Raw genomic sequence first — 24,422 nt, forward strand, 5'->3', positions numbered from 1 at the left:
AGGTGGATGAGATGGACCTTGGGATGTCGGAGCGGGTCAAGCCGCTGGTCGAAAAGGTTCGGCGCATGGTCGAGGACGAGATCGCGCCGCTGGATGTTGAATTCCACGCCGAGGTGGGCAGGCATCCTTCGGGCGACCGGTTCCGGCACACCGAGCGGCAGCTGGAGATCCTCGACGGGCTCAAGGCCAAGGCCCGCGAACGTGGCCTTTGGAATTTTTGGCTGACCGGCAGCGACAAGGGATATGGCCTGTCCACCGTCGAATACGCCTACCTGGCCGAGGAAATGGGCAAGGTCGGCATCGCGGCGGAAGTGTTCAATTGCAACGCCCCCGATACCGGCAACATGGAAGTGCTGGAACGCTACGGCGACGGGTGGATGAAAGATCGCTGGTTGACGCCGTTGCTGGCGGGCGAGATCCGGTCGGCCTACGTGATGACCGAACCGGGCACGGCCAGTTCGGACGCGGCGCAACTGGCCTTCACGGCGCGGCGCGACGGCGACGAATTCGTCCTGAACGGCGAGAAATGGTGGATCTCAGGCGCCGGCGATCCGCGCTGCGCGCTGTATATCCTGATGGCTTGCACCGATCCGGACGCGGCCAAGCACGCGCGCCACACGATGTTCGTGATGGATGCCGATACGCCCGGCATCGAAGTGCTGCGGCCGATGCAGGTTTTCGGCCAGGACGACGCGCCGCATGGGCACATGCATATCCGGTTCACCGATGTGCGGGTGCCCGCCAGGAACATCGTGCTGGGCGAAGGGCGCGGTTTCGAAGTGGCGCAAGGCCGGTTGGGGCCGGGCCGCATCCACCATTGCATGCGCGCCATCGGCCAGGCGGAGAAAGCGCTGGAAATGATGTGCCGTCGCGGCATGGCACGCGAAGCCTTCGGCAAGCGGATCATCGAGCTGGGTGCCAATTACGACATCATCGCCAATGCAAGGATGGAGATCGAGATGGCGCGCCTGCTGTGCCTCAAGGCCGCCTGGATGATGGATACGGCCGGCGTACGCGCGGCGCAGCCGTGGATTTCCAAGATCAAGGTGGTGGCGCCGCTGATGGCGGGCAAGGTGGTCGACGAGGCGATGCAGCTGCACGGCGCCGCGGGGATCAGCCAGGATTTCGGATTGGCCGGCATGTGGACGCATATCCGCACACTGCGCTTCGCCGATGGCCCCGACGCCGTGCACCGCCGCCAGGTGGCGCGGGCGGAATTGCGCAAATACTCCAACGACCGGGGCTGACGACGCGGCCGGATTCTTGCGTATTTTTGAAAGAGAAGAAGGGGCGGGGCGATGGATCTGAACGCGGTCGCCGAATGGATGGCACGGCATGTCGACGGTTTCGCCGGTCCGCTGCGGGCGACCAAGTTCGAAATCGGTCAGTCCAACCCGACCTACCGGCTGGACAGCCCTTCGGGGTCTTACGTGTTGCGCCGCAAGCCGAGCGGGCAATTGCTGAAATCCGCCCATGCCGTGGATCGCGAGTTTCGCGTGCAAAAGGCCCTGGCCGGAACGGATGTGCCGGTGCCGAGGATGCTGGCACTGTGCGAGGACGAGGCCGTGATCGGCGCGATGTTCTACGTCATGGAGCATGTCGCGGGTCGCAACATCGCCGATCCATCGATGCCGGACGAGACGCCGGATAGCCGAGCCGCGATCATCGACGAGATGAACCGCGTTCTGGCGGCGATCCACGATGTCGACCTTGTTGCGACGGGGTTGTCGGATTTCGGCCCGCCGGGGCACTACTACGAGCGTCAGCTGGTGCGCTGGACCAAGCAATACAAGGCTTCCGAGACCGAGGAGATCGCCGAAATCGAGGGTCTGATCGACTGGCTGGGCGCGCAGATGCCGCCCGATGACGGAAACCGCACACTGGTTCATGGGGATTTCCGCATCGACAACCTGCTGTTCGCCGCCGATGGCCCGGCCTGCCGCGCCGTGCTGGATTGGGAACTGTCGACGCTGGGCCATCCCTTTGCCGATCTGGCCGGCGTCATCATGCAATGGCAGTTGCCGCCCGGCATGCAGGGGCGCGGCCTTGCCGGGATCGACCGCAAGGCGGCGGGCCTGCCGGACGATGCCGCCTTCGTCGCACGATACTGCGCCCGCCGGGGCCTGACGGTGCCCGGCAATTTCGGCTATTACCTCGCCTTCGCCTTCTTTCGGATGGCGGCGATCCTGCAAGGCGTCAAGAAACGGGCGCTGGATGGCAATGCCTCGAACCCTGAAAAGGCGTTGCAACTGGGTGCCTTCGTTCCGCATTTCGCTTCGCTCGGGCTGAAATCCCGCGACTGGCATGGATGAGCGGTTCCGCGAAGCGCCCTATGCCTTCGGCGCGCATATGGGTTGGCGGATGCTGGACTGGTCCGAGGGCTATGCGCGGTTCGAACTGCCGATCGCGCCGCATGTGCTGAACCGACACGGCAACCCGCATGGCGGCGCGCATGCGGCCTTGCTGGACACGGTCATGGGCTATGCCGGCTGCTGGACGGGCGATCCCGACCGACCGCAAATGTGCCTGACGCTGGCGCTGACCGTGCAATACCTGTCGCGCCCTCTGGGGCGGGTCTTCATCGCCGAAGGTTTCAAGACCGGTGGCGGCAGGTCGACGTTTTTCGCGGAGGGTGCCATCAAGGACGAGACCGGTGAACTGATCGCCAAGGGCACCGGCACGTTCCGCTACCGCAAGACGGCCTGATCCTTCATCTTGCCCGACAAACTCCGGGGTGAATGGCGGCTTTGCCGCCAGAGGGGCTGGCCCCTCAGCCCGCCCTGACGCTTTCGCGGATCGCCCGGATGTTGGCGCCATAGGGGGCCGGATCGCCGACGGAACCGCCACGGAACACCGCCGACCCGGCCACCAGCACATCGGCGCCTGCTGCGGCCACCAGCGGCGCGGTTTTGGGATCCACCCCACCGTCGATCTCGATATGCACGGGCCGGTCGCCGATCATCGACCGAAGGTCGGCCACCTTGGTCACGCAGGCGCCGATGAAGCTCTGTCCGCCGAAGCCCGGGTTCACCGTCATCACGCAGACGAGGTCGATGAGTTCCAGCAGCGGCTCGACGGCCGCGGCGGGCGTGCCCGGGTTCAGCGCCACACCGGCCTTCATCCCCGCGCCGCGGATCGCCTGAAGCGTGCGGTGGATATGCGGGCCGGCCTCGACATGGGCCGTCAGGATGTCGGCGCCGGCATCGGCGAAGGCGTCGATATAGGGATCGACCGGTGCGATCATCAGGTGCACGTCCATCACGGTGGTGATGTGCTTGCGGATGGCCTTGACCAGCGGCGGGCCGAAGGTGAGGTTGGGCACGAAATGCCCGTCCATCACGTCGACATGGATCCAGTCGGCACCTTGCGCCTCGACCGCGGCGATCTCGCGGCCGAAATCGGCGAAATCGGCGGACAGGATCGACGGCGCGATTTTCAGGGAACGGTCGAAGGGCATGGCGGGTCTCCTTTGGTCCCGGCTTAGTAGCCCGCCGCGCGATCCACAAGGTGCAGGAACGGCGCACCGGCCTCGCCGCGGCGGATATTCTCGGCCACCACGCGCGCGGCCGGCGCGATGCGGGTCTCCGAGGCGATATGCGGGGTCACGGTGACGCGCGGATGGGCCCAGAACGGGTGCCCGCGAGGCAGCGGTTCGGTGCGGAAGACATCCAGCGTCGCATGACCGACCTGGCCGCCATCGAGCGCCGCCAGCAGCGCCTCGTCGTCGATCAGCGTGCCGCGGCCGGGATTGAGGATGAAAGCGCCCGGTGCCAGCAAAGCCAGCCGTTCCGCGTTCAGCAGGTTCCGTGTGGCCGGCGTGTCGGGCAACAGCAGCACCACCACCTGCGCACCGCGCAGCGCCTTGTCCAACCCGTCCGCCCCGTGCAGGCATCTCAGACCGTCCAGCTGTTTCGCGGTCCGGCTCCAGCCCGTGACCGGAAAGCCCAGCCGCGCCAGCGCCTGCCCGCAGGCCGCGCCCAGCACGCCCAGTCCCAGCACCGTGACCGGCCTGTCGCTTGCCAGCGGCGGCGCCTTGGCCCGCCAGACATGGCCGGGATTGATGATATGCGCGTCCATGCCCAGGTGATGGCGCAGCGCGTGGCCCGTGACCCATTCGACCATGCCCTGTGTCAGGCCTTCGTCGTCGACCATGCGCGCCAGCGGCACGGTCAGGGTCTTGTTGCCGACCACGCCTTCCACCCCGGCCCAGAGGTTCAGCACCGCCTTGAGCCGTGGAAAGACGCTGAAATCCTGCAATTCGCTGTCGGGGGCGTAGACGATGTATTCGACGGTTTCCCTTGGCAGATCGGTTGCGAGTTCACAGGCGATCCCTGCCGCCTCCAACGCTTCGCGCAGCGGTGCTTCGTAGAGCCGCCAGCGCTTGTCGCCCGCTGCGAACAAGACCTGCGCCACCATCTCAGCGCGACCTGTGGATATGGGCGCTTTGCACCAGCCCGAAGGCGGCCATCAGCACCAGCATGGCCGATCCGCCGTAGCTGACCAGCGGCAGCGGCACGCCCACCACCGGCGCCAGACCCATGACCATCGACATGTTCACGGCGAAGAACAGGAAGAAGGTCAAACCGATCCCGAGCGTGAGCAGCGAGGCGAACCGGTCGCGGTTCTGCAGCGCCGAGGCGACGCAAAACACCGTGATCAGCACGTAGAGGATCAGCAGCGACACGCCGCCGACGAACCCGAATTCCTCGGCCAGGGTGTTGAAGATGAAGTCGGTGTGTTTTTCCGGCAGGAAGTTCAGCCGGGATTGCGTGCCTTGCATGAAGCCGCGCCCCGTCCAGCCGCCCGACCCCATGGCGATCTTGGCCTGGGTGATGTGGTATCCCGCGCTGAGCGGGTCCGAGGCCGGGTCGAGGAACACGTCGATTCGCCGGTACTGGTAGTCCTTCAACAATTGCCATTCCGTGCCGCGACTGAGCAGGACGACATAGACCGCGCCGATCCCGCCGGCGATGACGGTCGCGAAATACCCCCAGTGCACACCGGCGAGGAACATCATCAACCCGCCCGCGACCATCAGCAGCAAGGCGGTGCCCAGATCGGGCTGGGTCAACACCAGAAATGTCGGGATCAGGATGATGACGATGGGCGCCAGCACCCACAGCGGGTGCGAGGTCTTCTTCATCGGCAGCCAGTCGTAATAGGCGGCGAGGAACATCACCAGCGTGACCTTCATCAGCTCGGAGGGTTGCAGCCGCATGAAACCCAGATCGATCCAGCGTTGCGCACCTCCGCCCGACGCGCCGAAGAACTCGACCCCCAAAAGCAGCGCCAGCGTGCCCAGATAGGCCAGCAGGGACATGTTTCGCCAGAACCAGATAGGCACCATGGCGATCACGAACATCACCGCAAGGCCAAGGGCGAACCGCTTCATCTGGGGCTCGGCCCATGGGCTGAAGGACCCACCGGCGACGGAATAGAGCATCAGGAACCCGACGCTGGCCACCGCCGACAGCAAGACCACCAGCGGCCAGTTCAGGTACAGCACCTTGCGCCATCCCGACGGCACGGATTTGACGGTATATTCGAGATAGCTCATGCCCGCCCCCGCGCCTGCTCCTCGCGGGTCTGCAATTCGCGCTGCAGCCGTTCCTGCTGGGCGCTGATGCGTCCGCGGTCCTTCTCGGGATAGGCGTCCAGCGGCGGGGTGTCGCCATAGAGCGCCTGCAGGGTCACGTCGCGCGCGATGGGCGCCGCGGCGGCCGATCCGCCACCGCCATGCTCGACCACAACCGCGACGGCGATCCTGGGCGCTTCGTAGGGCGCGAAATTGACGAACAGCGCATGATCGCGGCGGTTCCAGGGCAAGTCTTCGTTGCGCGTGACACCACGGGCGCGTTCGGCGGCGGTGATGTTGCGGACCTGGCTGGTGCCGGTCTTGCCCGCCATGCGGTAGGCCTCGGCGATGATGCGCGAGCCGTAGGCCGTGCCGCGGCGGTTGTTGCTGACGGCGAACATCGCACGCTGTATCTGGCGCAGGTGGGCGGGGTTCAGCCCCAGATCCTCGCCGCCCTGTTCGGGTGTTTCCACCTCGCTGACCGATTTGACAAGACGCGGCGAAACCGACCGCCCGGTGGCCAGCCGCGCGGTCATCACCGCCAATTGCAACGGTGACGTCAGCACGAATCCCTGACCGATCGAGGCGTTGACCGTGTCGCCGATGACCCATTCGGCGCCGCGCTCGGCGCGCTTCCACGCCTTGTCGGGCATCAGGCCGGACGTCACGGCCGACATCGGCACGTCGTGCGCGACACCCAGCCCCAAACGGCGCCCCATCGCCGCGATGTTTTCGATCCCGACCTTGAGCGCGAGGTCGTAGTAGTAGACGTCGCAGCTTTCCTTCAGGCTTTGTTCGAGGTTCATGTGCCCATGGCCCGCACGTTTCCAGCAATGGAAGCGGCGGCCCCCGACTTCGAGATGGCCGGGGCACCAGACGGTCTCGTCAGGTGCGACGAGACCGGCATCCAGCGCCGCCATCGCGGTCACCATCTTGAAGGTCGACCCGGGAGGATAGGCGTCCTGCACCGTCTTTGACGCAAGCGGTCGGTGGTCGTTGTCGCGCAACGCGGCATAGTCGGCCACGGAAATCCCACGCACGAACTTGTTGGGGTCGTAAGAGGGCGACGAGGCGATGGTCAACAGATCGCCGTTTTGCACGTCCATCACCACCACCGAGGCCGATTCCGAACCCAGCCGCGCCTTGACGTATTCCTGCAGCCTGCTGTCGACGGTCAGTTGCATGTCGGAACCGGGCTGCCCCTCGCGGCGGTCAAGTTCACGCATCACCCGGCCCAGGTTGTTGACCTCGAGCCGCTTGTCGCCAGCCCGACCGCGCAGGACTTCCTCGTATTTCGCCTCGATCCCGACCTTGCCGACCTGGAACCGCGGGATCCGCAACAGCGGCGGGGGGTCTTCGTAGCGCGCCAGGTCGCGTTCCGAGACAGGGCCGACATAACCCGCCAGATGCGCGAAGGTGTCACCATGCGGGTAAAGCCGGCTGAGACCGACCTCGGGCTGCACGCCTGGCAGGGCCGGGCCGTTGGCGGCGACGCGGCTCAACTCCTCCCAGCTGATGCGGTCGGCGACGGTAACGGCCACGTCGGGGCGCGAGCGTTCGATCTCGGACAGGGCGCGATTGATGTCGTCGTCTTCCAGTTCGATCAACGCCGACAGCCGGGCGATAACGTCCTCGACATTGCCCGCGTCTTCCTTGACCAGCGTGATGCGGTAGGTGGGTTCGTTGTCGGCGATGACGATTCCGTTGCGGTCGAAGATGCGGCCGCGGGCGGGCGGGATCGCCCGGATCGAGATGCGGTTTTCCTCGGCCAGCAGCCGGAACTCGTCGGCCTGTTCGACCTGCATGTACCGCATGCGACCCGCAAGCACCGCGGCAAAGGCCACCTGCGACCCGCCCAGGATCAACCCGCGCCGGGTGATCCGGCGGGCACTGTCGGCGTTGTCCTTCGGCGTCCGTTTCATAGCGCACGTCCCATCGCGTCGAACTCGCCCGGGCTGGCGCGGCGCACGCGCAAGACCAGCCATGACAGGCCCACCACCACCGGGTAGATCAGCACCGTAAACCCGTATTGCGACAGGGCCAGAAGAAATCGCTCGGGCGCGACAATCAAGATCCCCAGCACCAGTCGATACACGATCGTGATGACAAGCAGGATGGCTGCGACGGTCAGCCATTCCGGTGCGAAGGTGCCGTCGCGCAAACGGCGTTCGCGGCGTTTCAGCCATTCTGCCGCCAGCAGCACCAGCACAGCCCAAAGGCCCGGCGGGCGCTGGAACAGCAAATCGGCCAGCAACATCAGGGCCGCTATGGCCGGGGCCGGCACAAAATCGGGTCGGCGCATCGCCCAGGCGAATGTCAGCGCGACCAGCAGGTCGGGCCCCGCGATGGCATCGGGCAAGGCGCGCAGCGGTAGCAGGTGGAAGAAGATCACCACCATTCCAAGCGCCAGGTAGACCGCCCGCATAGACCAGACCTGGCGGGGGCTTTGCTCAGCCATCGCCGCCTCCTTCGCCGGTCTCGGCAGGCGGTTCCCGATCGCTCCCGGGCAGCGCCTGCGGCAGGATCAGCGCCGAAGGCGTCGTCACCCGGCGGGCGCCGTGGTCGCGCAACACGCGCAGGAATTCCAGCCGTTCGTAATCCGCCGCCAGCCGCACCCGCAGCCGCCCGCCGGGATCGCGGGCGACCTGGCCGATCAACAGGCCTGGGGGAAAGACTTCGCCGTCGCCGCTCGTGACGATGCGGTCGCCGGGCCGGACCTGGCTGGGGTCTTCGAGGAAATCCACCGGCGGAGCCGAGCTGTTGTCGCCCACAACCAGCGCGCGTTGTCCCGAAGGCTGGATCGTCGCCGGGATACGGCTGGTCGCATCGGTCAACAGGATCACGCGAGACGTATTGGCACCGACGCCCGAAATCCGGCCGACCAGCCCGATGCCGTCCATTGTTGCCCAGCCGTCAACAATCCCGTCGCGCGATCCCACATTGATCAGGACCGACTGGCGGAACGGCGACCCGCTATCGGCCAACACCACGCCGGTGATGTAGGTCAGGCGCGGGTCGTGCTGGACGTTGTTGAGATTGCGCAGCTCGGCGTTTTCCTGTTCCAGCTGCAACGCGGCCTCTTTCCAGGCGGTCATCTGGCGCAGTTCGCGGCGCAGTTCCTGGTTTTGCTGGTAGATGTTCTGGTAGCTCTGGAAGTCGCGGAAGATGCGCACCGTTGCCGTGACCGGTGCCATCGCCCAATCCATCCGCGGCACGACGGCATCCACGACCTGCGCGCGAAACCGTTCGACCCGCGGGCTGTCGATCCGCCACAGCAGGAACAGGCCCGTCAACGCCAGCACGAGAATGGCCAGCATCAGCCGCTTCAGCGGCCCGGTGAAATCCTCGCTGGTGCTGCGATCGCGCGCCAAGGTGCCTCCCCAGTGTCATGTCTTTGATACAAGACCGGCCGGGCAGGGGACAATCACGCTTTCCGGCGGCCGAGTGGTCTCAGCTGTCGTAGTCGATCGCGTGGCGCAGCAGTTTTTCATATTCCAGCGCCTTGCCGGTGCCGAGCGCCACGCAATTCAGCGACTCGTCGGCGATCGACACGGCGAGGCCGGTCTGTTCGCGCAGGGCCAGGTCGAGATCGCCCAGCAGCGCGCCGCCGCCGGTCAGCATGACGCCGCGGTCGACGATGTCGGCGGCCAGATCGGGCGGCGTGGCCTCGAGCGCGGTCATCACCGCCTCGCAGATCGCCTGCACCGGTTCCGACAGCGCCTCGGCCACCTGGGCCTGGCTGATCTCGGTTTCCTTGGGCACGCCGTTCAGCAGGTCGCGGCCTCGGATCTGCATCGACGACCCGCGCCCGTCATCGGGCATCCGCGCGGTGCCGATGCTGGTTTTGATGCGCTCGGCGGTCGATTCACCCACCAGCAGGTTCTGCTGGCGGCGCAGGTAGTTGATGATCGCCTCGTCCATCCGGTCGCCACCGACGCGGACCGACCGGGCATAGACGATGTCGCCCAGGCTCAGCACCGCCACTTCGGTGGTGCCGCCGCCGATATCGACGACCATGTTGCCGGTGGGATCGGTGATCGGCATGCCAGCACCGATCGCCGCGGCGATGGGTTCGGCGATCAGACCCGCCTTGCGGGCGCCGGCCGACAGGACCGACTGGCGGATCGCGCGCTTTTCCACCGGGGTGGCGCCATGCGGCACGCAGACGATGATCTTGGGTTTGGAGAAGGTCGAGCGTTTGTGCACCTTGCGGATGAAATGCTTGATCATCTCCTCGGCGACGTCGAAATCGGCGATCACGCCTTCACGCATGGGCCGGATCGCCTCGATGGAACCGGGCGTGCGGCCCAGCATCAGCTTGGCATCCTCGCCCACGGCCAGAACCTTCTTGACGCCATCCTTGATGTGATAGGCCACCACGGACGGTTCGGATAGCACGACACCCTTGCCCTTGACGTAGACAAGCGTGTTGGCCGTGCCCAGGTCGATGGCCATATCTGCCGAGAAAGACCCGAGCAATCTGTCCAGTCCAAACATCCGTCTTCTGCCTTTGGTGATACTGCCTCAATGCCCCATGGGCCCGCGACTCGTCAGTCGGGACCGCTGGCTCTTATAGGCCCCCTTGCAGCCCGGTGAAAGGGCCACGTAGGGGCAAATCAGCGGGGAACCGCTTCACTGAATTGTCCCCTGGTTGCCCAATTCCTGCCCGCGTTGCGCAGAAGACTGCCGCCAGAGGCAGGAAAACGGATTGCGACGATGTTGAAAGTGGCGACCGCGGTCATTGGCGGGTTCATCGGGTTGGTCACGATGGCCGGCATGGCCGATTTCGGGTATCAATCCTACCGGGCCGGGCAGTCGCCGCTGGAATTCGGCCTGGAGGGCTGGGTCGCCTCGGTGGCCGAACGCGGTGCCGCGGCGGGAGACCGGTCGCGGGCCCAGCAGAACGACCCGGTGACGCAACTTGCCGCCCTGCGCGACCTTTTGCCCGAGGCGCCCGCCGGTTGGCAACGGCAGACCTGGAGCGCGGCGCAGAAGGATCTGTTGAAATCCTGGTCCGACGACCCCGCGCCGCCGCACGAGGAACTCGAGGCGATCGCCGCCGAGGAACAGAAACCGCGGGTCGGATTGTTCGGGGTCAGCGACCTGATGAACAAGAACAGCGTCACCCGGTCGTCCCGCGAAGAAAGCTGGGTCTACGTCCGGGGTCGCGACCGCGTCGTGTTGCGCCTGCGCCGCGTCGAACCGGCCGGTCCACCATCCACGTTGGTCGAGGCCGTCGCACTGGAAGTCTCCAACCAGTCGGCGTGGGAACGCTCCGAGATGTATTTCGCCCGCTACGGCGGGGTGGTCTACGAAGAGCACACCTCCGAGTTCGAGGCGCGCCCCTATCGCAGCTTTTCGGGCATCCTGGGGCCACGAGACGGGACGCATTTCAAGATTACCGTTCAGGCCAAGGCGTCCGAGCAAACCATCCGGACGATCCTGACCAAGATCGGCTATGGCCGCCTGCGCGCCGAGTTGCGTCCTGCAGGTCAGGCCCCTGTCAGCGCCGCCGCCGAAGCCGAATTGCGCGCCGCGCGCGCCGCAGAACAGGCGCGCATCGCCGCATTGCGCCGGGCAGAGCAATTGGAACGTGACCGGGTCGAGCGTGTCCTTGAAGGTCGCACCGGCAGCGCGCGCGACGGTCGATCCTGCACCCAGCACAAGGGACAATGGGTTTGCGGACTGCTGGATTGAGAGCCAATCCGGCGCTGCGCTGGCTTGTCGTTGCGGCGATGCTGGCAGTCGGCGTCGTTGCGTCGGCCGCGACCTATGTCCTGACTTCGCGCTATGTTATATCAGAGCTTGAGCGCGATCCCGGCGCGGTCGACCGTGCTTTCGCGTTGCTATCCTGGCGCCGGGGCGGCGCGGATCAGCCGCCGGATTTCGCTGTGCGGACCCATGACGACAAGCGGCGCCTCGCACGCCGGATCGACGCGCTGTACCCCGCGCCCGGCGACGGTTGGACCCGGCGCCCCTTCGAGGCGGCAGATTTCTGGCGCCTGCGTCCCGATCTGGCCCATTGCGACGGGCGTCACGACCGGCCCAGCATGGTAGAATACTTTCAGGGCCCCGGCGATGGCTGCCCGATGAAGCCCGGAGAGGCCGGCGCCGTCGTCTACGAACGTGGCAGCGCGCTGATCGTGCTGTCGGCCAAGTTCTCGCGCGATGGCGCGCGCAGCGGTCCACGCTATTCCAGCGGTGGTTTGCCGACGGTCATGCGTTTCAGCTTCGGAGACGACTACTACGACACCGAATACCCCGATTTCCTGCGCCATCGCGGGCTGCGCTTCGGGCGTCTGCCGAACAACGATCCGACGCGTCGCGGCCCCGTGCAGAACTTGCCGTTGCGGGTCTACGGGGTGGGGCGTGACGACGGTGTGCTGCGGGTCTTTGTCGCCGCGCGCGCACCTCAGGGTGAAGTCAAGCGCCTGCTGATGCGGATGGATGCCCGGATGATCGACGCGCTGCTGGCGCCACCGGGGGCGGCGCGACTGCAACGGCATGATTGACGCCAATCAGCGTCGCATTTCTGCCGGTTTCGAAGAAAACGGTCTTGAACAAAAAAACCAATGGATAGCGTCATGAAATATATCGCTTTTTTCCTTTTCGTCCTTGTCGCGGCAGCCGGGATCGGCGGCGCGGACTACTTCAATCAGAAACGCCTTGCGCAGGGGGATTTCGATTCCCGCAGATATGTCGCCAGTCTGATCGAACGGCTCGACGGGTCCGGCGGTGTCATCGGGATGGCGTTCCGCAAATCCTCGATGGTCACATCGGCCCTGCCGACGGCGCCGGAAGGCTGGACAGCGGTGCACTGGATGGACGTGCCTTATGGCTATGCCTATAGCGCGGCACAGGAAAAGGCGCTGGATTTCCACCTGACCAAGGCCGTCGGCAATCCGGAGATTTTCGACCGCATCACCGACGAGGATGTCGCGTTCTTCGAAGCCTACATGGCCGACACCACGCGCATCTACCAGAACGACGACAGTTACTTCGAGCTGTCGATCGACGTCGAAGGGGTCGAAATCGGCAGCGCCGTCTGGCGTGAATACGACGCGCTGGTGCAAGCGTATTTCGACAAAGCGACCCGCCGCAGCGCCTATGCCGAATTCCAGGGACTGGCCTGGACCGAATTGCACGGCCCGATCGAGGCCGCCGACAATGGTGGTCTGCCGCATCGCCTGCGCGCGTTCGAGGCCGAGATGGGCAAGGTCACGCTCTACATGGAAACCCGGGCCCCGGACGTTCTGATCGACAGATTCCTGGCTTCGATCGATCTGACCAACCTGCATGCGCTCAACGACCATGAGGCGGCGCGCGTCGCTCAGGTCGCGGCGATGGATGCGCCCGGATCGGCGGTCGTCGTCGACCGCGCCGCGGGGGGATGCGGGGCCGGACAGTTCTGTTCGGCAAGCCGCGACTGAGCGGCGCTTTTTGCCGCCCAAGTCGGTTTTGATGCCGCAAATGTCGGCTGGGCGGTGCGAAATCCGGTGCGTGCTGTAAATCTCTCGCTACCCCTGCGAAAGACGGAGCAAGCCGCCCATGAAAACCCATGTCAAAGCCCTGGTGGTCGGCGGCGGCGCCGTCGGCACCTCGATCGCCTATCACCTGGCCAAGGCCGGCTGGTCCGACGTGATGCTGCTGGAACGCGACGAGCTGACCAGCGGTTCGACATGGCACGCGGCGGGGCTTCTGCCGTATTTCAACATGTCCTACGCGACGACCCATATCCACGACTACTCGATCAAGTATTACAAGACGCTCGAGGAAGAGACCGGGCTGAACGCCGGGTTCTTCGTCGTGGGCAACCTGCGCATGGCCCAGAGCCAGGCGCGCATGGACGAATACATGCTGTACGCCACCACGGCCGAAACCTGCGGCGTGCCGTATGAATGGCTGAGCCCGGCGCAGATCAAGGAACGCTATCCGCTGGTGCGCACCGATGATCTGAAGGGCGCGATCTATCACCCGACCGACGGCTACATCAACCCGGCCGACGTCACGATGGCGATGGCCAAGGGTGCGCGCCAGCGCGGCGTGATGATCGAACGCCGGTGGCAGGTCGACGGCTATGCCTGGACCGGCGATCACTGGGACGTCACGGTGACCCGGATGGTCGAGAAGGGCGGCAACCTGGTCGCGTCCGACGAACAGGTGGTGATCCACGCCGAACACGTGGTCACAGCAACCGGCAACCACGCGCAGCGCACCGCGCGCCTTTTGGGGATCAAGATCCCCGCGATCCCGGTCGAACACCAGTACATCGTCACCGAACCCGACCCGGCGCTGGTGGAATGGCGCAAGACCAACCCCCAGCACCCCGTCCTGCGCGATGCCGACGCCAAGTGGTATGTGCGCGAGGAACGCGGCGGCTGGATCCTGGGGCCCTACGAGCGCAACGCGCCGGCGCGTTTCCTGTATGACGTGCCCGACAGTTTCCGCGCCGACCTCTTCCCGCTCGACCTGGAACGGATCGAAGAGGAATACATGAGCATGATCCACCGCATCCCGTCTTCGGAAACGGTGGGGCTGAAGGACGATTTCAACGGCCCGATCTGCTATACGCCCGATGGCAACCCGCTGCTCGGCCCCGCGCCGGGTCTGCGCAACATGTGGCTGGCCGAGGGCTTTTCCTTTGGCATCACCGCCGCCGGCGGCACCGGCCACTACCTGGCGCAATTGATGGTCGAGGGCGAGGCCGAAATCGACATGGCAAGCCTCGATCCCAAGCGCTACGGGTCGTGGATGACGACGGAGTACGCCGCGCGCAAGAACGAGGAGGCGTATGAGCACGTCTATATCCTGCACCATCCCGACGAGGAGCGCCCGGCCTGCCGGCCGCTGCGCACCGGCCCGGCCTATGACCGGCAAAAGGCTCTGGGCGCGCAGTTCGGCTGCGTGAACGGGTTCGAACGGCCCAATTATTACGGCCCGCTGGATGCGCCCGACAGCTTCGACCACGACGCCCGCAGCTTCCGCCGCGGCGGCTGGTGGCAATATGCGGTCGACGAGGCCAAGGCCGTGCGCGAAGGCGTGGGCCTGATCGACGCCACGGCGTTCACCAAGCACCGCCTGACCGGGCCGGGGGCGACCGCGTTCCTCGACTGGTTCACCTGCAACAAGCTGCCTCGCGTGGGCCGGATCAACCTGACCTATGCGCTGACGGATCACGGCACGACGCGCACCGAATACACCATCGTGCGCGAGGGTGAGGACGACTACTATCTGGTTTCGGCCGGGGCCTGGACGGCCTACGATCAGGATTTCCTTTACAAGGCCATCGCCGACAAGGAAGAGGCGTTCGGTCGGATCAACGCCGAAGACGTGACCACCCGCTGGGGCGTCTTCGCCATCGCCGGGCCGAAAACGCGCGACGTGCTGAACGAACTGGTCAAGGATGCCGATCCCGCGACGGTCCTGTCGAACAAGCGCTTTCCCTGGCTGACAATGCGCAACATCGAACTGGGCATGTGCCCGGTCAAGGCGATCCGCGTCGCCTATACCGGCGAATTGGGTTGGGAATTGCACCATCCGATCGAGATGCAGAATTACCTCTGGGACCGGTTGATGGAGGCCGGTGCCAAGCACGGGATGAAGCTGGTGGGCGCGCGGGCGCAGAACTGGCTGCGGCAGGAAAAGTCGTATCGCGCCTTCGGCACCGAACTGGGCCGCGACGCGACGCCGCTCGAGGCCGACCTGCCGCGCTTCGTCGACCTGGACAAGGACTTCCACGGCAAGGACCGCATGATCGCCACCGGCATCCGCGCCAAGTGCTGCACACTGCTGATCGACGGGCCCGACGATGCCGACCCCTGGGGCCGCGAGGCGCTCTATACGGCCGATGGCACCCGCGTCGGGCGCCTGACCTCGGGGGGCTATTCGGTGCATTTCGGCAAGTCGATCGGCATGGGCTATGTCAAACCCGAACTGGCGGTCGAAGGGACCAAGCTCAAGGTCAGGATGTTCGATCGGCTTTGGGATGCGACCGTCACCTGCGACAGTCCCTACGATCCCGGCAACGAGACGATCCGCAAGGACGGCTGACGGCGGACCGGCGTATTTGCGAAAGAGAAGAAGGGCATCGGTTGGTTGCAACCGGCGCCCCGTGCCTTAGCTTGGCTTTGAACCGCAAGGAGGGACACATGACACTTAAGGTCTACCTATCTGGCGAGATCCACACCGACTGGCGCGAACAGATCGTTGCGGGGGCCAAGGGGCTGGATGTGGCCTTTGACGGTCCGGTCACCGATCACGCGGCTTCGGACGATTGCGGCGTGGCGATCCTGGGCAACGAACCCGACAAGTACTGGCACGACCACAAGGGCGCGATGGTCAACGCGATCCGCACCCGCAAGGGCATCGCCGATGCCGATGTCGTGGTCGTGCGCTTCGGCGACAAGTACAAGCAGTGGAACGCGGCTTTCGATGCCGGAATGGCCGCGGCGATGGGCAAGTCGCTGATCGTCCTGCAGCCGCCCGAACACGACCACGCGCTCAAGGAGGTCGACGCCGCGGCGCTCGCGGTGGCGCGCACGCCGGACCAGGTGGTGCAGATCCTGCGCTATGTCCTCACCGGTGCGCTGCCGTCCTGATCTTCTTCGGTTCTGAAATATCCCGGGGGTGTGGGGGCAGCGCCCCCACTGTCCCGCGGTCTCAGCCCTCGCGCGGCGGGGTCACCAGACCCTTCTGCACCGCCGGGCGGTTGAGGAACCGCTCCAGGTAGGCCACCGCGTTGGGATGGTCGGCCCAACCGGTGACCTCGCGCGCACCGTAGAAATCCAGCGACCGCAGCCAGGGTGCCAGCGCGATATCGGCGATCGAATAGTCGCCGGCGATCCAGTCACGCCCGTCCAGCGCGGTTTCCACGACATTGAGCAGACGCTTCGCCTCGGCGACGTATCGGTCGCGCGGGCGGGGGTCCTCGATCTCCTTTCCGGCGAATTTCCAGAAAAAGCCCAGTTGCCCGAACATCGGCCCGACCCCGCCCATCTGGAACATCAGCCACTGGATGACCTGCGCCTTGTCGGCCGCTGTGCTTCCGATCAGCTTGCCGGTCTTCTCGGCCAGGTAGATCAGGATCGCGCCGGATTCGAAAAGCGCAAGCGGCGCGCCGTCCGGCCCGTCAGGGTCGATGATGGCGGGGATCTTGTTGTTGGGGTTGAGGCTGAGGAATTCGGGGCTCTTGACGTCGGCATCAGACAGCGTGACGCGGTGGGCCTCGTAGGGCAGGCCCAGTTCCTCGAGTGCGATCGACGCCTTGACGCCGTTCGGGGTGGGGAAGGAATAGAGCTGAATGCGGTCGGGATGCCGGGCGGGCCAGCGCCGGGAGATCGGGTGCGTCGCGATATCGAACATCGGATCGTTGCCTTTCGGTTGCATCTTTCAGGGGAGAGATAGGCGGATTTTCCCGGTTTCTCAGGATTTGTCCTTGTGCGATTGCGCAAAGCACATGTTTGATCATGTTCGAGCCGGGTGGGACACCGGCCAAAGCCAACACGTGGGGAACCAGTATGATTCAGGAATTCAAGGACTTCATCGCCAAGGGCAATGTCATGGACATGGCCGTCGGCATCATCATCGGCGCCGCGTTCACCGCGATCGTGACGTCTTTGGTCGGCGATCTGATCAACCCGATCATCGGTTTGTTCACGGGCGGGGTCGATTTCACCAACAACTACGCCGTTCTGTCGGGCGAGGTGGCGGCGGGCGCAAGCCTCGAGGCGGCGCGCGAAGCGGGCGCTGCGGTCTTCGCCTACGGTGCCTTCCTGATGGCCGTGATCAATTTCCTGATCATCGCCTTCGTCGTCTTCCTGCTGGTCAAGATGGTCAACCGGGTCAAGGCCGCGGCAGAGAAGCCCCAAGAGGTCGCGCCCGAAGGCGAGACCGGCCCGTCGGAACTGGACATCCTGATGGAGATCCGCGACGCGCTGAAGCGCTGAGCGCAAAAAACAAAAGCGAGGGACGGGGGCGCCGCGGCAAGCGGCGCCCTTTTTTCGTGTCAGCCTTTCAGCGCGACTTGCGGCGACACCACGTCGATCCCCAGGGCCTTGCCGACGGCATAATAGGTCAGCTTGCCGGCATGGACGTTCAGACCGTTCATCAGGTGCGGATCGTCAAGGCAGGCTTGGCGCCAACCCTTGTCGGCCAGGGCCAGCATGAAGGGCATCGTGGCGTTGCCAAGCGCGATGGTCGAGGTGCGCGCCACTGCGCCGGGCATGTTGGCGACACAGTAGTGCATGATCCCGTCGACTTCGTAGACCGGATCGGCATGGGTGGTCGCCTTGGACGTTTCGAAACAGCCGCCCTGGTCGATCGCGACGTCGACCAGCACCGCGCCGGGCTTCATCGTGGCCAGTTGCGCGCGCGAGATCAGCTTGGGCGCCGCGGCGCCGGGGATCAGCACCGCACCGATCACCATGTCGGCCTCGCGGATCAGTTCGGCGGTGGCACCGGCGGTGGAGTAGCGGTTCTTGAACTGGCGCCCGAACACGTCGTCCAGATAGCGCAGTCGCGGCAGCGAGCGGTCCAGGATGGTGACATCGGCGCCCATCCCGGCGGCGATCTTGGCGGCATGCGTGCCGACGACGCCGCCGCCGATCACCACGACATTGGCAGGGCCCACGCCCGGCACGCCGCCCATCAGAACGCCGCGCCCGCCATTGGCCTTTTGCAGCGTCCAGCTGCCCACCTGAGGTGCCAGGCGCCCGGCGACTTCGGACATCGGTGCCAGCAGAGGCAGGCCGCCGCGGTCGTCGGTCACGGTTTCATAGGCGATGCAGGTGGCGCCCGAAGCCAGCAGGTCACGGGTTTGGTCCGGATCGGGGGCCAGGTGCAGGTAGGTGAACAACACCTGGCCTTCGCGCAGCATCTTGCGTTCGACCGCTTGGGGTTCCTTGACCTTCACGATCATGTCGGCACTGGCAAAGATTTCCTGGGCGGTGTCGGCAAGGCGCGCGCCGGCGTCGACATAATCGGCATCGGTGAACCCGGCCCCGGCTCCGGCGCCTTTCTGCACGATCACGTCGTGACCGTGGGCCACTGCTTCCTGTGCGGCGTTGGGCGTCAGGCCGACGCGAAACTCCTGGGGTTTGATTTCTGTCGGGCAGCCGATCAGCATGACGAGCACTCCTCCTGTGTTGGTGTCTGAGTGCCACAGCGCGTTTGCAATTTCTGTGCAATTCTGATGCAATGAACGGGGTTTTCTGTGCGAAATCTTCGAAGATCGCACATCAAGGCGAAAGGATCGTGCGTGGCTTTGGATGAAATCGACCGGCGCATCCTGCGCGCCCTGCAAAAACACGGGCGGATGTCGAATGCCGACCTGTCCGAGCAGGTCAACCTGTCGCCCTCGGCTTGTCATCGGCGGGTTCAGCGCCTTGAGGATGACGGGCTGATCCGCGACTACGTGGCGCTTGTCGATGCGCGCAAGCTGGGTCTGCCCGCAACCGTGTTCGTCGAGATCAAGCTGAGTGCCCAGGCCGACGAGGTGCTGGACGCCTTCGAAAAGGCGGTGGCCCGGGTGCCCGCCGTGCTGGAATGCCACCTGATGGCGGGAACGGCGGATTACATCCTCAAGGTCGTCGCCGAGGATACCGAGGATTTCGCCCGCATTCACCGGCAATACCTGACCCGCCTGCCGGGTGTGGCCCAGATGCAGTCCAGTTTCGCCCTGCGGACGGTCTTCAAGACCACCGCGCTGCCAGTCTGACCGGGTACTACCTGCCTGATTTTATTTCAATTGTTCGGATTTCTTCGGCACCGGATCAGGCCAGTTTTACAGAAATGTAGAGCTCCGCGTGGCAGTGCTTGGCGTCATGGTTGCGTCATTCACCATAGAAGCGCGGGACAACGAATTCGCGGTCGCGACGGGCAGCAATGTCAATTCGTCGCCGGGACGGTCGCGTTTCGACTATCCGCCGAACAGCACCAGGGATCTGGTCATCACGACCAAGGATGGCGATCCGGATCCGCGCCTGTTCGAGGTGGGCGATGTCTACGAAGTGACGTGGGCGGGCAGTGGCGGCGGGGGGACGATCGTGAACGCGGTCGTCATCCGCAGCGACATGGCACCGGGCGGGGGCGGCGGCGCGATCGTCTTCGAAGGCACCGATGAAAACGGCGATCTGGCGCACGTGGTCTGGTCGCCGGACTTTGATCTCGAGAACTGGTACTGGACCAATTTCAACCCCTCGGCCGAACCCGAATTCTACACCACCGACCAGAACGCCAGCTACGAGCACAGCTATGTCTGCTTCGAAAGAACCGTTCCATTGCACACGCCGACCGGCCTGACCGCGGCCGGACGGTTGAAAGTCGGCGACCGGGTGTGCACTTGGGGCGGTTCGGCCCGCGCGGTGCGCTGGATCGGCCGGAAAAAGGTATCGCGTGAAGGCGGCGTTGCGGTGATCCGTTTCGACCGCGGTGCGATCGGCAATTTCGCCCCGATCAAGCTGTCGCCGCAACACCGTGTTCTCATCGCCACCGACAGCACCGCCGAATCCCACGGCAGTCGCGACGTCCTGGTGCCCGCGATCAGCCTGGTCGATGGCCAAAAGGTGCGTGCGGTGACACGCAAGCAGGTGGTGTTCGTGCACATCCTTCTGGACAGGCATGACATTCTCATTGCCGCCGGTGCCCCCTGCGAAAGCCTGTTGCTCGGGGCGCAGACCGAACTGGTGCTGGGTGCGGCGCAGACGCGGGAACTGGCGCAACTGACCGGTCCCGAGGGCATGGTGCCCTGCTATCCGATCTTGCGCCGTCGCGAGGCGCAGTCCCTGGCCGCCGCACGGGCCGTCCCCGAACGCGACGCAGCCTTGATGTAGGCGTTTGCGTGCGGTCATCGCCCGTTGCCGCCACCCCGGCAATCGGCCATGATTTGCCCGGGGAGACAGGCACATGGCCGATTGGGACCACATCATCGTCGGGGCCGGCAGCGCGGGTTGCGTGCTGGCCAAACGGCTGAGCGAGGCGGGCCGCCGGGTGCTGCTGCTCGAAGCGGGCGGGCGCGACAATTACCATTGGGTGCATATCCCGATGGGTTACCTGTATTGCATCGGCAATCCCCGCACCGACTGGATGTTCCGCACCGCCGAGGAACCGGGGCTGAACGGCCGGTCGCTGCTGTATCCGCGCGGCAAGGTCCTGGGGGGCTGTTCGTCGATCAACGGCATGCTCTACCTGCGCGGGCAGGCGGCGGATTACGATGGCTGGCGGCAGATGGGGCTGACCGGCTGGGGCTGGGACGACGTGCTGCCGTTCTTCAAGCGGTCCGAGGATTACGTTGACGGTCCGTCCGACATGCATGGCGCGGGCGGCGAATGGCGGGTCGAGAACCAGCGCCTGCATTGGGACGTGCTGGACCACTGGATGGAAGCGGCGATGGCCGCGGGCCTGCCGCGGTCGGACGATTTCAACACCGGCGACAACGAAGGTGTGGGCTATTTCAAGGTCAACCAGCGCGATGGCTGGCGCACCAATACCGCCGGCGCCTTCCTGCGCAGCACCACGGGCGACTGCCTGCGGGTCGAGACAAAGGCGCAGGTGCGGCATCTGGAATTCGACGGCCGCCGTGTCAGCGGCGTCGCATACGATTGCGAGGGCGAAACCCGCTTTGCCCACAGCGCCGGCGAGGTGATCCTGTCGGCCGGCGCGATCGGCTCGCCGCATATCCTGCAACTGTCGGGGGTCGGTCCGGGCAAGATGCTGCAGGATCTCGGGATGGATGTGCGGCTGGACGCGCCCGGTGTCGGGGCCAACCTGCAGGACCATCTGCAACTGCGCTGTGCCTGGCGGCTCACCGGCGCCAAGACACTGAACACCTTGGCCGGTTCATGGCTCGGCAAGGCGCGCATCGGGCTGGAATACGCCTTGTTCCGCAGCGGCCCGATGTCGATGGCGCCGTCGCAACTGGGTGCTTTCGCCCGCTCGCGCGATGGGCTGGCGACGCCGGATCTCGAGTATCACGTGCAGCCGCTGTCGCTGGACGCTTTCGGAGAGCCCTTGCACGATTTCCCCGCGATCACCGCCAGCGTCTGCAACCTGCGCCCCGAAAGCCGTGGCAGCGTGACGCTGGTATCGCCGGATTGCCACATCGCGCCGCGCATCGCGCCGAACTACCTGTCGACCGAAGGCGACCGTCGCGTCGCGGTCGACGCGATCCGCCTGACCCGTCGCATCATGGCGCAGGCACCGATGGCCCGCTACGCCCCGCAGGAACTGCGCCCCGGTGACGCGCTGCAGACCGACGAGGAACTGGCCCATGCGGCGGGCGATATCGGCACGACGATCTTCCACCCGGTCAGCACGGTCCGGATGGGCGTGGACCCGGACGCCCCGCTGGATGCGCAATTGCGCTTCAAGGGGTTGGACAACCTGCGCGTCGTGGATGCCAGCGTGATGCCGACGATCACCAGCGGCAACACCAACGCGCCGACGATCATGATCGCGGAAAAGGCGGCCGAGATGATCCTGAAGGGTTAGAGCGGCGGCTTACCGCTTCGGCTTGTCGTCGTATTCGCCCGACAGGATGCGGCGGGCGTCGCCTTCGGGGTCGTCGTACTGGTTCGACCGCACGGTGAAGACGAAGAACGCCAGGCCCAGACCGCCAAGGACCAGGGAAATCGGGATCAGGTAGGTCAGGATGTTCACCGGGGTCACCTCAGGCGCAGGGCGTTCAGACTGACGGTAATCGAACTGACCGACATCGCCAAGGCCGCGATCAGCGGCGAACACAGGCCCGCCACCGCCAGAGGCACGGCGATGACGTTGTACCAGGTGGCGATGGTGAAATTCTCGCGGATGCGTTTCGTGGCCTTGCGGGCCGTTGTCACCGCTTCGGGCAGTGGTGCAAGGCTTTGTCCCAGCAGCACGATATCCGACGCGACGCGGGCGGCATCCAGCGCCGAGGCGGGCGAGATCGAGACATGCGCGCCGGCCAGGGCCGCGGTATCGTTCAGCCCGTCGCCCACCATCAACACATGCGCGCCGCTTTCCGACAGCGCCTTGATCCGCGCGGCCTTGTCCTCGGGCCGCGCTTCGGCCAGCCATTCGGCGATGCCGATGCGGGCGGCAAAGGTTTCGACCGCCGGTGTGGTGTCACCGGACATCAGGATCACCCGGTGCCCCGCCTGTTGCAGGGCACAGACGGTTTCGGCGGCGCCTTCGCGCAGGCGATCGGTGAAACGGAAGGGCTGGGCGTCGGCATCACCGATCTGCAACCACGCGGCGGTTTGGGCGCCGGGCAGGGCGCCCACCCAGCTGGCACGGCCCAGCCGCACCCGGCGGCCGCGCCAGGTGCCCTGCGTGCCGTGGCCCGGAATTTCGGTCAGTTCCGCCAGCTTGGCCGGTGTGATCCCCGCGGCACGGGCGGCGGCGGTCAGCGCTTGCGAAAGCGGATGGCTCGAGCCTTCGGCCAGCGCCAGCGCGATTTCCAGATCCTTGCGGGTGAAATCGCCCAGGTTGGTCAATTCGGGCGTGCCGGTGGTCAGCGTGCCGGTCTTGTCGAACACCACCGTGTCGACCTGCGCCAGCCGTTCCAGCGCGGTGGCGTTCTTGATCAGCAGCCCGCGCCGGAACAGCCGGCCCGAGGCGGCCGTCGTCACCGCGGGCACCGCAAGGCCTAGCGCACAGGGGCAGGTGATGATCAGCACCGCGGCGGCGATGTTGAGCGAGATGCGCAAATCGCCCGACCACAGGAACCAGCCGACAAATGACAGCGCCGACAGGATGTGCACCCCCGGCGCATAGAGCTTGGCCGCTCGATCGGCCAGCGAGGTATAGCGCGACCGGCCGGATTCGGCGATGGCGACAAGATCGGCCATGCGCGCCAGCGAGGTGTCGCGCCCCACGGCCGTTGCACGGATCACCAGCGGGCCGGTCAGGTTGACCTCGCCCGCGCTGACGGCGCGGCCCGGTTCGGCCTGCACCGGCAGGGTTTCCCCGGTCAGCAAGGACCGGTCCAGTTCCGATGCGCCCTCGACGATCTCGCCATCGACCGGTACGCGGCCGCCGGGGCGCACCCGGAACAATGCGCCGACCGTCAGCTCCGATACCGGCACCTGTTCTTCGCCCGTTTCGGTCAGGCGCCAGGCACGGGGCACTTCCAGCGCGGCCAGTTCCTCGGCCGCGGACCGGGCCACCGCACGGGTGCGGTGATCCAGGTACCGCCCCGCCAGCAGGAAGAAGGTCAGCGCGATGGCGGCGTCGAAATAGGCGTGTTCGCCCGACAGCGCGGTTTCCCAAAGCGAGGTGACCAGCGCCAGCGCGATCGCCAGCGAGATCGGCACGTCCATGTTCAGTCGGGCCGCGCGCAACGCGCTCCAGGCATTGCGGAAAAACGGCTGGGCGGAAAAGGCCACGGCGGGCAGCACGATGGCGGCGGACACCCAGTGGAACAGGTCGCGGGTCGGGCCTTCGGCGCCGGACCAGACGGCGATCGACAGCAGCATGACGTTCATCGACGCGAACCCGGCGACCGCCAGGCGCATCAGCAACTCGCGCCCGGCGCGGTCGTTGGTGGTGGCCGACAGGGCGGTGGCGTCCAGTTCGTGCGCCTCGAACCCCGCGCGGGTGACCAGCGCGATGGCGTGGTCGACGCTGAAATCCGGATGGGCGGTGATCGCCACGCGCTTGCGGGTCAGGTTCACCCGCGCGGATTGCACCGCGGGATCGGCGTTCAGTGCGCGTTCGACATCGGCGATGCAGGCCGCGCAATGGATCGTCGGCAGCGACAGGGTGATCTGCGCCTCGGTCGGCAGGGCGGCCTCGGCCAACGCTTCGGCCGCGGGGGCGGCGACGCAGGCGGGGCAGGCCGAAGGGGTGGGGCGCAGGGTGGCGGTCATCG

General features: G+C 65.8%; 23 protein-coding genes. 12 read left to right on the top strand and 11 right to left on the bottom strand.

Annotated elements, in window-relative coordinates; genetic code table 11:
• Positions 1–11 precede the first annotated feature (11 nt).
• The 3 genes from KUH32_RS10825 to KUH32_RS10835 are packed head-to-tail and all read left to right on the top strand — an operon-like array spanning position 12 to position 2,706.
• The gene (locus KUH32_RS10825; protein ID WP_217778054.1) at positions 12–1,247 is read left to right on the top strand and encodes an acyl-CoA dehydrogenase family protein; all 1,236 of its coding nucleotides are present in this window, start codon (positions 12–14) and stop codon (positions 1,245–1,247) included.
• A gap of 51 nt (positions 1,248–1,298) precedes the next feature.
• Positions 1,299–2,312, top strand: a complete 1,014-nt coding sequence (locus KUH32_RS10830; RefSeq protein WP_217778056.1) for a phosphotransferase family protein — start codon at positions 1,299–1,301, stop codon at positions 2,310–2,312.
• Entirely contained in the window at positions 2,305–2,706 is a 402-nt protein-coding gene (locus KUH32_RS10835) for a PaaI family thioesterase (RefSeq protein ID WP_217778058.1), read from the top strand. Before KUH32_RS10830 ends, KUH32_RS10835 begins: the two co-directional genes overlap by 8 nt.
• Before the next feature lie 64 nt (positions 2,707–2,770).
• Here KUH32_RS10835 and rpe read toward each other — a convergent pair whose 3' ends face one another.
• From rpe to KUH32_RS10870, 7 genes are all read right to left on the bottom strand, one after another.
• Positions 2,771–3,457: a ribulose-phosphate 3-epimerase gene (rpe, locus tag KUH32_RS10840; RefSeq protein WP_217778059.1), complete on the bottom strand. Its 687-nt coding sequence runs from the start codon at positions 3,455–3,457 to the stop codon at positions 2,771–2,773.
• Between the two features lie 23 nt (positions 3,458–3,480).
• Positions 3,481–4,416: a 2-hydroxyacid dehydrogenase gene (locus KUH32_RS10845; protein WP_217778061.1), complete on the bottom strand. Its 936-nt coding sequence runs from the start codon at positions 4,414–4,416 to the stop codon at positions 3,481–3,483.
• A gap of 1 nt (position 4,417) precedes the next feature.
• The gene (gene rodA, locus KUH32_RS10850) at positions 4,418–5,557 is read right to left on the bottom strand and encodes a rod shape-determining protein RodA (protein WP_217778063.1); all 1,140 of its coding nucleotides are present in this window, start codon (positions 5,555–5,557) and stop codon (positions 4,418–4,420) included.
• The gene (gene mrdA, locus KUH32_RS10855) at positions 5,554–7,497 is read right to left on the bottom strand and encodes a penicillin-binding protein 2 (RefSeq protein WP_217778064.1); all 1,944 of its coding nucleotides are present in this window, start codon (positions 7,495–7,497) and stop codon (positions 5,554–5,556) included. Before mrdA ends, rodA begins: the two co-directional genes overlap by 4 nt.
• The gene (locus tag KUH32_RS10860; RefSeq protein WP_217778066.1) at positions 7,494–8,033 is read right to left on the bottom strand and encodes a rod shape-determining protein MreD; all 540 of its coding nucleotides are present in this window, start codon (positions 8,031–8,033) and stop codon (positions 7,494–7,496) included. The genes mrdA and KUH32_RS10860 overlap by 4 nt, the downstream gene beginning before the upstream one ends.
• Positions 8,026–8,946, bottom strand: coding sequence for a rod shape-determining protein MreC (gene mreC, locus KUH32_RS10865; protein WP_217778068.1), 921 nt, complete (start codon positions 8,944–8,946; stop codon positions 8,026–8,028). The genes KUH32_RS10860 and mreC overlap by 8 nt, the downstream gene beginning before the upstream one ends.
• Before the next feature lie 79 nt (positions 8,947–9,025).
• Positions 9,026–10,072, bottom strand: coding sequence for a rod shape-determining protein (locus KUH32_RS10870; protein ID WP_217778069.1), 1,047 nt, complete (start codon positions 10,070–10,072; stop codon positions 9,026–9,028).
• Positions 10,073–10,291: 219 nt separating this feature from the next.
• Between KUH32_RS10870 and KUH32_RS10875 the strand changes: the two genes are divergently transcribed.
• From KUH32_RS10875 to KUH32_RS10895, 5 genes are all read left to right on the top strand, one after another.
• Positions 10,292–11,272: a hypothetical protein gene (locus KUH32_RS10875; protein ID WP_217778070.1), complete on the top strand. Its 981-nt coding sequence runs from the start codon at positions 10,292–10,294 to the stop codon at positions 11,270–11,272.
• A complete protein-coding gene (locus tag KUH32_RS10880; RefSeq protein ID WP_217778071.1) occupies positions 11,269–12,087 on the top strand; it encodes a hypothetical protein in 819 nt (272 codons plus the stop codon). Before KUH32_RS10875 ends, KUH32_RS10880 begins: the two co-directional genes overlap by 4 nt.
• Before the next feature lie 72 nt (positions 12,088–12,159).
• Positions 12,160–13,005 (top strand): hypothetical protein, encoded by an 846-nt coding sequence (locus KUH32_RS10885; protein WP_217778072.1) that lies wholly within the window; start codon positions 12,160–12,162, stop codon positions 13,003–13,005.
• A gap of 118 nt (positions 13,006–13,123) precedes the next feature.
• Positions 13,124–15,625: a GcvT family protein gene (locus KUH32_RS10890; protein WP_217778073.1), complete on the top strand. Its 2,502-nt coding sequence runs from the start codon at positions 13,124–13,126 to the stop codon at positions 15,623–15,625.
• A 98-nt stretch (positions 15,626–15,723) separates the two neighbouring features.
• Positions 15,724–16,173, top strand: coding sequence for a YtoQ family protein (locus tag KUH32_RS10895; RefSeq protein ID WP_217778074.1), 450 nt, complete (start codon positions 15,724–15,726; stop codon positions 16,171–16,173).
• A gap of 61 nt (positions 16,174–16,234) precedes the next feature.
• Here the strand turns inward: KUH32_RS10895 and KUH32_RS10900 are convergent, their stop codons facing one another.
• Complete coding sequence (locus KUH32_RS10900; RefSeq protein ID WP_217778075.1) at positions 16,235–16,936, bottom strand: glutathione S-transferase family protein; 702 nt, start codon at positions 16,934–16,936, stop codon at positions 16,235–16,237.
• A 155-nt stretch (positions 16,937–17,091) separates the two neighbouring features.
• On the opposite strand from KUH32_RS10900, the gene mscL reads away from it, so the two are divergent.
• Positions 17,092–17,520 (top strand): large conductance mechanosensitive channel protein MscL, encoded by a 429-nt coding sequence (gene mscL / locus KUH32_RS10905; protein WP_217778076.1) that lies wholly within the window; start codon positions 17,092–17,094, stop codon positions 17,518–17,520.
• Positions 17,521–17,579: 59 nt separating this feature from the next.
• Here mscL and ald read toward each other — a convergent pair whose 3' ends face one another.
• On the bottom strand, positions 17,580–18,698 hold the full coding sequence (gene ald, locus KUH32_RS10910; protein ID WP_217778077.1) for an alanine dehydrogenase: 1,119 nt from the start codon (positions 18,696–18,698) through the stop codon (positions 17,580–17,582).
• Positions 18,699–18,830: 132 nt separating this feature from the next.
• Here ald and KUH32_RS10915 point away from each other — a divergent pair, with 132 nt between their 5' ends.
• From KUH32_RS10915 to KUH32_RS10925, 3 genes are all read left to right on the top strand, one after another.
• Positions 18,831–19,289 (top strand): Lrp/AsnC family transcriptional regulator, encoded by a 459-nt coding sequence (locus tag KUH32_RS10915; protein WP_217778078.1) that lies wholly within the window; start codon positions 18,831–18,833, stop codon positions 19,287–19,289.
• Between the two features lie 88 nt (positions 19,290–19,377).
• Positions 19,378–20,403, top strand: coding sequence for a Hint domain-containing protein (locus tag KUH32_RS10920; protein ID WP_217778079.1), 1,026 nt, complete (start codon positions 19,378–19,380; stop codon positions 20,401–20,403).
• A gap of 73 nt (positions 20,404–20,476) precedes the next feature.
• A complete protein-coding gene (locus KUH32_RS10925; protein ID WP_217778081.1) occupies positions 20,477–22,060 on the top strand; it encodes a GMC family oxidoreductase in 1,584 nt (527 codons plus the stop codon).
• A gap of 9 nt (positions 22,061–22,069) precedes the next feature.
• Here KUH32_RS10925 and ccoS read toward each other — a convergent pair whose 3' ends face one another.
• Together ccoS and KUH32_RS10935 are read right to left on the bottom strand one after the other, a co-directional pair.
• Entirely contained in the window at positions 22,070–22,228 is a 159-nt protein-coding gene (ccoS, locus tag KUH32_RS10930) for a cbb3-type cytochrome oxidase assembly protein CcoS (protein WP_217778082.1), read from the bottom strand.
• A 5-nt stretch (positions 22,229–22,233) separates the two neighbouring features.
• Positions 22,234–24,420, bottom strand: a complete 2,187-nt coding sequence (locus KUH32_RS10935; protein ID WP_217778083.1) for a heavy metal translocating P-type ATPase — start codon at positions 24,418–24,420, stop codon at positions 22,234–22,236.
• Between the last annotated feature and the right edge of the window lie 2 nt (positions 24,421–24,422).

Source organism: Thalassococcus arenae (assembly GCF_019104745.1).
Classification (GTDB): domain Bacteria; phylum Pseudomonadota; class Alphaproteobacteria; order Rhodobacterales; family Rhodobacteraceae; genus Thalassococcus_B; species Thalassococcus_B arenae.

What these genes read in the sequence shown, in the direction of transcription:
- rpe (WP_217778059.1), bottom strand. Translation starts at nt 3,457, where the DNA reads ATGCCCTTCGACCGTTCCCTGAAAATCGCGCCGTCGATCCTGTCCGCC.
- KUH32_RS10830 (WP_217778056.1), top strand. Translation starts at nt 1,299, where the DNA reads ATGGATCTGAACGCGGTCGCCGAATGGATGGCACGGCATGTCGACGGT.
- KUH32_RS10875 (WP_217778070.1), top strand. Translation starts at nt 10,292, where the DNA reads ATGTTGAAAGTGGCGACCGCGGTCATTGGCGGGTTCATCGGGTTGGTC.
- KUH32_RS10925 (WP_217778081.1), top strand. Translation starts at nt 20,477, where the DNA reads ATGGCCGATTGGGACCACATCATCGTCGGGGCCGGCAGCGCGGGTTGC.
- KUH32_RS10845 (WP_217778061.1), bottom strand. Translation starts at nt 4,416, where the DNA reads ATGGTGGCGCAGGTCTTGTTCGCAGCGGGCGACAAGCGCTGGCGGCTC.
- KUH32_RS10885 (WP_217778072.1), top strand. Translation starts at nt 12,160, where the DNA reads ATGAAATATATCGCTTTTTTCCTTTTCGTCCTTGTCGCGGCAGCCGGG.
- rodA (WP_217778063.1), bottom strand. Translation starts at nt 5,557, where the DNA reads ATGAGCTATCTCGAATATACCGTCAAATCCGTGCCGTCGGGATGGCGC.
- KUH32_RS10825 (WP_217778054.1), top strand. Translation starts at nt 12, where the DNA reads ATGGACCTTGGGATGTCGGAGCGGGTCAAGCCGCTGGTCGAAAAGGTT.
- KUH32_RS10935 (WP_217778083.1), bottom strand. Translation starts at nt 24,420, where the DNA reads ATGACCGCCACCCTGCGCCCCACCCCTTCGGCCTGCCCCGCCTGCGTC.
- KUH32_RS10895 (WP_217778074.1), top strand. Translation starts at nt 15,724, where the DNA reads ATGACACTTAAGGTCTACCTATCTGGCGAGATCCACACCGACTGGCGC.
- KUH32_RS10860 (WP_217778066.1), bottom strand. Translation starts at nt 8,033, where the DNA reads ATGGCTGAGCAAAGCCCCCGCCAGGTCTGGTCTATGCGGGCGGTCTAC.
- mscL (WP_217778076.1), top strand. Translation starts at nt 17,092, where the DNA reads ATGATTCAGGAATTCAAGGACTTCATCGCCAAGGGCAATGTCATGGAC.
- KUH32_RS10835 (WP_217778058.1), top strand. Translation starts at nt 2,305, where the DNA reads ATGGATGAGCGGTTCCGCGAAGCGCCCTATGCCTTCGGCGCGCATATG.
- ald (WP_217778077.1), bottom strand. Translation starts at nt 18,698, where the DNA reads ATGCTGATCGGCTGCCCGACAGAAATCAAACCCCAGGAGTTTCGCGTC.
- mrdA (WP_217778064.1), bottom strand. Translation starts at nt 7,497, where the DNA reads ATGAAACGGACGCCGAAGGACAACGCCGACAGTGCCCGCCGGATCACC.
- KUH32_RS10900 (WP_217778075.1), bottom strand. Translation starts at nt 16,936, where the DNA reads ATGTTCGATATCGCGACGCACCCGATCTCCCGGCGCTGGCCCGCCCGG.
- KUH32_RS10870 (WP_217778069.1), bottom strand. Translation starts at nt 10,072, where the DNA reads ATGTTTGGACTGGACAGATTGCTCGGGTCTTTCTCGGCAGATATGGCC.
- KUH32_RS10890 (WP_217778073.1), top strand. Translation starts at nt 13,124, where the DNA reads ATGAAAACCCATGTCAAAGCCCTGGTGGTCGGCGGCGGCGCCGTCGGC.